7 protein-coding genes are annotated in these 7,477 nt (G+C 44.9%); 4 read left to right on the top strand and 3 right to left on the bottom strand.

The features are described 5' to 3' along the window. From thiD to BACCOPRO_RS02115, 4 genes are all read left to right on the top strand, one after another. On the top strand, positions 1 to 373 hold a 373-nt coding region (gene thiD / locus BACCOPRO_RS02130; protein WP_008140466.1), incomplete at its 5' end, for a bifunctional hydroxymethylpyrimidine kinase/phosphomethylpyrimidine kinase. Positions 374 to 430: 57 nt separating this feature from the next. After that, positions 431 to 1,318 (top strand): ACP S-malonyltransferase, encoded by an 888-nt coding sequence (gene fabD, locus BACCOPRO_RS02125; RefSeq protein ID WP_008140465.1) that lies wholly within the window; start codon positions 431 to 433, stop codon positions 1,316 to 1,318. Between the two features lie 92 nt (positions 1,319 to 1,410). Further along, positions 1,411 to 2,214 (top strand): patatin-like phospholipase family protein, encoded by an 804-nt coding sequence (locus tag BACCOPRO_RS02120; protein WP_008140464.1) that lies wholly within the window; start codon positions 1,411 to 1,413, stop codon positions 2,212 to 2,214. Then, on the top strand, positions 2,211 to 3,908 hold the full coding sequence (locus BACCOPRO_RS02115) for an alpha-amylase family glycosyl hydrolase (protein ID WP_008140463.1): 1,698 nt from the start codon (positions 2,211 to 2,213) through the stop codon (positions 3,906 to 3,908). The genes BACCOPRO_RS02120 and BACCOPRO_RS02115 overlap by 4 nt, the downstream gene beginning before the upstream one ends. A gap of 95 nt (positions 3,909 to 4,003) precedes the next feature. On the opposite strand, the gene BACCOPRO_RS02110 is transcribed toward BACCOPRO_RS02115, so the two are convergent. From BACCOPRO_RS02110 to BACCOPRO_RS02100, 3 genes are all read right to left on the bottom strand, one after another. Further along, entirely contained in the window at positions 4,004 to 4,504 is a 501-nt protein-coding gene (locus tag BACCOPRO_RS02110) for a GIN domain-containing protein (protein WP_008140462.1), read from the bottom strand. A gap of 13 nt (positions 4,505 to 4,517) precedes the next feature. Beyond that, on the bottom strand, positions 4,518 to 6,833 hold the full coding sequence (locus BACCOPRO_RS02105; protein ID WP_008140461.1) for a carboxypeptidase-like regulatory domain-containing protein: 2,316 nt from the start codon (positions 6,831 to 6,833) through the stop codon (positions 4,518 to 4,520). A gap of 204 nt (positions 6,834 to 7,037) precedes the next feature. Further along, positions 7,038 to 7,477, bottom strand: a 440-nt coding sequence (locus BACCOPRO_RS02100; RefSeq protein WP_008140460.1) for an HpaII family restriction endonuclease, incomplete at its 5' end; no start/stop codon positions are given.

Genomic DNA, 7,477 nt, shown 5'->3' with positions numbered 1-7,477 from the left:
ACAGGAGTCGATGCAGGCCGCCGCCCACGAACTGCTGAAACTGGGAAGCCGGGCAGTACTGATCAAGGGAGGCCATCTTGACGGAGGCCGGATGTATGATCTGCTGCAGGTGAAGGACGAACCGGAACCTCATCTGTTTTCGGCAGATAAAGTAGAAAGCAACAATACGCATGGAACCGGATGCACACTCTCGTCGGCCATCGCCACCCGCCTTGCCCTGGGAGATTCCCTGGAAGATGCGGTCGCCAGAGCCAAAGAATATGTCTGGCAGGGTATTCTGACGGGAAAAGAGGTGCACATCGGCGACGGCCACGGCCCGCTGAATCACTTCCATTCCCCGGAGGCAATGCACATTTTTACCGAAAATGAGTAATATTTCAAAAGAATGATTACCTTTGCAGGAGAATAACTTAATAAGAAAAAAAACATTATGAAAGCATTTGTATTCCCCGGTCAGGGCGCTCAGTTTGTTGGTATGGGCAAGGACCTGTATGAAAACTCTCCGCTGGCCAAAGAATTATTCGAAAAAGCTAATGATATCCTGGGCTACCGCATTACAGATATTATGTTTGAAGGAACCGATGAAGATCTGCGTCAGACAAAAGTAACGCAGCCTGCTGTATTCCTTCACTCCGTAATCTCCGCCCTCTGCATGGGTGAAGACTTCAAACCTGAAATGACGGCCGGTCACTCACTGGGTGAATTCTCTGCCCTGGTTGCCGCAGGTGCCCTTTCGTTCGAAGACGGACTGAAACTGGTTTATGCACGTGCCATGGCCATGCAGAAGGCTTGTGAAATGCAGCCGTCTACCATGGCAGCCATCATCGCCCTTCCGGATGAAAAAGTAGAAGAAATCTGTGCTTCCGTAGCAGCTGAAGGTGAAGTTTGCGTGGCAGCCAACTACAACTGTCCGGGACAGATCGTTATTTCCGGTTCTATCGAAGGCATCAACAAGGCCTGTGAACTGATGAAAGCAGCCGGAGCCAAACGTGCTCTTCCCCTGAAAGTGGGCGGTGCATTCCACTCTCCGCTGATGGATCCGGCCAAAGTGGAACTGGAAGCTGCAATCAATGCAACCGAATTCCATACACCCAAATGTCCGATCTACCAGAACGTAGATGCCAAACCGCATACTGATCCCGCTGAAATCAAGACAAACCTTGTCGCTCAGCTCACTGCATCCGTACGCTGGACACAGACCGTTCAGAACATGATTGCTGATGGAGCCGACGACTTCACGGAATGCGGTCCGGGAGCCGTACTGCAGGGCCTGATCAAGAAGATCAACAAAGAAGCCAATGCACACGGCATTGCCTGATTACTCCAGACACAAATCTAAAACCTTATAAGCATGCAGACGGCAGCGGCCGAAAAAACCGCTCCGTCTGCACGCCTGTTTATTGATAGCCTATGACCGCACTGAAATATCATACAGGATTCGCACTGAGCGGCGGTTTTATCCGGGGAATTGCTCACCTGGGTATGCTGCAGGCTCTCTTTGAAAACAACATCCGTCCTGACATACTTTCGGGCACCAGTGCAGGAGCGATTGCCAGTGCCTTTATTGCTGACGGGAGAGAACCGTTCGAAGTCATGGAGCTTTTTGCCGGCCAGTCTTTCATCAACCTGGCCAAAATCCATCCTAGCAAGGAAAGTCTGCTGCGCATGGATTATTTCACCGATTTCCTGAAAAAAAACCTGCGGGCCAAACGGATCGAAGACCTGCAAATGCCGGTTGTCATTACAGCAACAGACTTTGACAACGGAAAAAGCATCCATTTCACACAAGGCGAACTGACCAAACGAATCGCAGCTTCCTGCTGCATCCCGGTCTTGTTCAAGCCTGTCGTCATCAACAAAGTGCATTATGTGGACGGAGGAGTATTCATGAATATTCCCGTCAGCCCTATCCGGCCGCTCTGTGAAAAAGTGCTTGCCCTGAATGTCTTCAAACTCAATGCAAGCGCATACAGCCAGAATATCGTCAGCATCGCCCTCCGTGCCTATCATTTCATGTTCGAGGCAAATACCCTTTCCGAGCTCAGCCAGGCAGATCTGGTCATCGCGCCCGACGGACTGGAAAACTTCGCCAACTATCAGCTGGACAAAACGGAAGACATCTTCAGTCTGGGATATTTTGCAGCTCTCAAGGCCATCGAAGAACAAGCAGAGTTAAGAAACCTAAAGAATTATAATAAGGAGATACTTGTATGAACACAGCAGAAAAAATAATCATCTACCAGGTATTCACCCGTCTGTTCGGCAACCGTAACCCGCGATGCACGAGCAACGGAAGCCTGGCCGAAAACGGATGCGGGAAAATGAATGACTTCACTCCGCAGGCTTTGAAGGAAATCAGGAAGCTGGGAGCAACCCACATCTGGTATACCGGTGTCCTTGCACATGCCACACAGACTGACTATACCAAATATGGAATCGAAAAGAACCATCCTGCCGTTGTCAAGGGAAAGGCAGGTTCACCGTATGCAATCCGCGATTACTATGACGTGGATCCGGATCTGGCCGTAAACGTCAGAAAGCGTATGGGTGAATTTGAAGCGCTGGTGGAACGCACACATGCTGCCGGACTGAAAATGATCATTGACTTTGTCCCGAACCATGTGGCCCGCCAGTATCACTCCACGGCGAAACCGGAAGGCGTCAGAGATCTGGGAGAAGATGACGATACTTCCATGGACTTCAGCCCGAACAATAACTTCTATTATCTCCCGGGACAGAAGCTCGCCGGAGACGTCAACCTCTATGACGAGCAGGCAGGCAGCTATGAAGAAATGCCGGCAAAAGCTACCGGAAACAACCGCTTTGATGCTTATCCGACTCCGAACGACTGGTACGAGACCGTGAAGCTGAATTATGGAGTGGACTTCTTCCACAATACAGGCTGTCACTTCTCACCTGCTCCGGACACCTGGCACAAGATGAAAGACATCCTGCTGTTCTGGGCCGGCAAAGGAATCGACGGCTTCCGTTGCGACATGGCTGAAATGGTCCCCTGCGAATTCTGGGGATGGGCCATCCCGCAGGTGAAAGCCCAATATCCGGAACTGATTTTCATTGCCGAAGTGTATAATCCCAACGAATACCGGAACTATCTGTACAACGGTCATTTCGATTATCTGTACGACAAGGTGGGACTTTATGACACACTGCGTGCCGTCATCGGCGGATATGCTTCGGCTACTGCCATCACTTCGTGCTGGCAGAGCGTCAACGATATTCAGGACCACATGCTGAACTTCCTGGAAAATCACGATGAACAGCGCATCGCTTCCGATTTCTTTGCCGGAAATGCAACGAAAGCTCTGCCTGCACTGATTGTATCGGCCTGCATGAACACCAATCCGATGATGATTTATTTCGGCCAGGAACTCGGCGAACCGGGTATGGAAAGCGAAGGATTCAGCGGACGGGACGGACGGACAACGATCTTTGACTACTGGAGCATCGACAGCATCCGCCGCTGGAACAACCACGGCCGCTATAACGAACATCTGCTGAACGCCAAAGAAAAAGGTTTGCGGCATTTCTACCGCCACGTACTGAACCTCTGCAACAGCGAGGCTGCCATTGCCCGGGGATGTTTCTTCGATCTGATGTATGCCAATCTGAACGGCTGGCAGATGAATGAGCACAAACAATATGCTTTCCTGCGTAAATATGACCGTGAAGTAATTCTGGTTGTAGCCAACTTCAGTGATCTGGATTCACGGATCTCCGTCAATATTCCCCAGCATGCCTTCGACTATCTGCAGATGCCTGCATTTACGCGATGTACGGCTCAGGAACTCCTGACCGGCTGCGAAGAAGTGATCTCGTTCAACCCGAATACACCGACCGCCATCGATATTCCTGCATACGGAGGAAAACTTCTGAAAATCAAATTCTGATTATACAAAAAATCCAGGCAACGGGAATTTTCTTCTCCGCTTGCCTGGATTAATAATAATATTTCAACAACGGGTATTCCGCTTTTAATCCATTCTTATTCCTTACATTCTTTTTTCCTCACTTTCAGTTCGTTCGTATTGACACAACTGTTACCTTTTGTTGTACAATCAAGCACATCCGTTTCTCCTTTTAGAATCAATTGGCTGCCAGCTCCTGCCGATACATGCAAATATTTTGCCTTTACATTCATTGTGCCCATTGAACCCGCTGCCAGAGAAATACTTAATGAATCTACAGAAAAAGACTGATCGGCTATCAATTCAGAATAGCTCATACTGATCCGGTGAATGTCATTAGTATAGATATACACCACATCTTTCGGCATCTTTCCGCTTGCATCTTTAAGTGTGAATGACAGGATCCCATCTTTCAGCTTCCGTGTTCCCAATTCAGGATTTCCTACTTCTACACGAAAAGTGTCTGATGGAATAAATACGGCTTTGTATCCGGCAAAATAGAAATTCTTTACCGGTTCTTCTGCCTGACTCATCAAACAAAAGCCAAGTCCTGCTAAAAATAATGCTACCTTCTTCATCTTGCTATATCTTTTAATTATCGTTTACTTTCAAGATACTATTCACCCGATCTGAATTCTGTAAGCGCTTGTTACTTTGGAAAATGGAACGTCCCCAATTGATATTATATGAAAGACTGACATAAAACATATTCCGATTATTGCGAATCAATACATTCCGGTCAGAAGTAACGATTTGATTCAATTGTTCAGTCCGATATTCAGAACCTTTGGTAAATGGAAACATAATTCCCATTCCGACATTTAAATTTTTCCATTTGTAGGTTGCATTGATACTGCTGTTATTTTCAGATGTCATAACATACTGGCCATACAATGATTTCATCGGTTTCCTCCAGGTACCATTAATTTGAAATCCTTTATATGTCATGGCCAGATAAGCACCATAATAGAAATTATTCAAAGTATGTTCGTAAGCTTCACCTTTCGACTTATAATAGTTCCACCCACCAAATACCTGAAACATGAAAAGATCCAATATATCAGTCATCTGTACAATCATCTGTGCACCATAGTTGACATCATAATCCTGATTGTTTTCCTGAAAGATAAACCGGTTCTCTGTAGGCGAATAAAAAATATCCTGTTGGATAGGGTGAAAGCTACGATCAGCTACCAATGTCAGCACAGTTGCGAATTTTTTGTTATCCCAGACTGAAAAATTAACCTGGTTTCGCAAGGTGTTATAAGGAGTCAGCGAATGATTTCCTCGCATAATGGAAAGAGAATCTATTTCCTGTACCACTTCAGAAAGACTGCTCAAAGAGGGGAACAATGGACGAAAATTGACAGAATACTGCAAGTTCCAATATTTTTGTTTATAGGATAAAGACAAAGAAGACGTATTACGCCAATAATTCACCGACTCGTTTCCCTGCTTCTGTTGTTGGAATCGTAAACCAGTTCCGACTGTATAAGATACTTTACCTAAACTGCCTTGCAACTGGACATAAGGATAAGCATTGTAATTTTTCAAGTTAACTTCCTCGTTCACTCCATAAAGATTACTTGCATACTGGTAAGTAGAACGTAAACCGGCTGAGATATTAACCTTTTCACCTTCATGCCAATAATAAACTTCACCGATCAATGATTTCTGGTGACCATCCGTCATATTATTTATTTCCGATAGTGTCTGTCCATCCAAATGGTCGGTAAGCGTACGTTCGTAATCCGTATTTGCTAATGTACCGACCAGATTTACTTCCACACCTTGATTATTTTTCATCTTTCGGCTATAGGTAAAATCTAGCGATGGTATATAACTTGAAAAAGAAGAATGAATATCTCGCTGTCCTATGAGTTGCTGTTCTTGAAACATTTGCTGACGGTTTCTGTTATAGTTTGACCCAATCTGATTATTAAATCGGATATTAACCATATCTTTATCATTCTTATAAAGGTAACCGACAGCAATGTTATGATCCGTATAACCGAAAGGAGCAAACTCGCCTCGCTTATCACGTGTCAGCACTGAACCATCCGGATACGAATAAGTCTCCAGTTCGTCTGTCCGACGTTCGGAATAATCCCGATAGTTCACATTATAATCAATTGAGAACTGAGATTGCTTATAGTTTGTCCGGAAATTGACATTTCCGTTCACAAAACCCGTAGTAAAGGCACTCACACCTCCGAAAGACAAAGAAGTTCCAACCCGAGGCTCTTTCAAAATAAAATCAAGAACTCCGGAATTGGAATCCAGTTCACGCATGGATGGTAACTGGCTATAGTCCACGCGTGCAATCTGTTGCGGATTCAAAGCCTTTACTTCTTGCAAACTGGCATTTACACCATTAATTCGATAAATCACTCCTGAAACTCCTGAAATGGAAATAGATTCCTGAACTGGATCAACAAATAATTGTGGGAGCATCATGCTTTTCAACAAACCGAGACTGGAAGTTGCTGCTTCAACCTGTTTCGCACTTGGATAAGCCATAATCTTTCCTGTTTTATGTACCATACCTTGCGCAACCACCTCAACACTTTCCAGATTTATCGAATCAAGCGCTAGCAATATGATTCCCAAATCCACATTCTTTCGGTCACTATTTTGTACTAACACTACATTTTTTTCATATCCCACATAAGATATTTCCAACCAAAAGTTATCCAATTTTATGTCCGACCTGAAGCGTCCTTTTTCATCTGTTGTAAAACCTGTTACATACACTGAATCTTCGGTCAAAACTCGCATTGTAGCACCAATCAATGGCTTGTTCTCATCTGCCGCATACACACGCCCTTTTATTTCCTGAGCAGAAAGTATTAGACTTCGAAAAGGAAGCAAGAATAAAGCCAATACCAATACATATTTTGTTTTCATCCGGTTAACAAATAAAAGTTTATCTAATTCACAATACCATTTAATTCCAATATTCCCGAAGTGATGATTCTGAGAATTTTGAAATACAAGGTATCAAAAAAGCGCATCGGATAAGCCAATGCGCTGCAAAGATATATAATATATTTATTTATAAACTAAAAACAGAAAATATATTCAAAACATCAAATATTTCTTTAACCCTGCCTATCTCTTCAGCAACCCGATCTTCAGGTTCAGCTTGAAATAGTAAACTCCATTCTCCCGCTCCAGATAACCATATTTATCTTTCTCGGTAGAGCCTTTCTCCAGGCGACTGTTCTGGAAAAGGAAATCGGCAAAAGTCTGACGGAAAGCACGCTGATAACACAGCACTTCTCCCTCGCCGGTCACAAACAGAAAACCGCAGATGGCCGAGTCGGTGCCGTTGTATAATTTGGCCGGACGCATGCCCGTAGCCAGTGCCAGCAGCAGTTCCTTGATCTTATATTCATAAAATCCATGCTTGCTGATCAGCTCATCCTTGATCTTGAGCGGATTCAGTTTCTTCAGTTCTTCAGTCAGTTCAGACACTTTCGTAATGCCGTCGAGCCACATCAGACGCGTCATTTCTGCCAGCATACGGCCCATGTGAAGATCAATCATCG

The organism is Phocaeicola coprophilus DSM 18228 = JCM 13818, from assembly GCF_000157915.1.
GTDB lineage: Bacteria > Bacteroidota > Bacteroidia > Bacteroidales > Bacteroidaceae > Phocaeicola > Phocaeicola coprophilus.
This window is presented reverse-complemented; position numbering and strand designations above follow the sequence as displayed.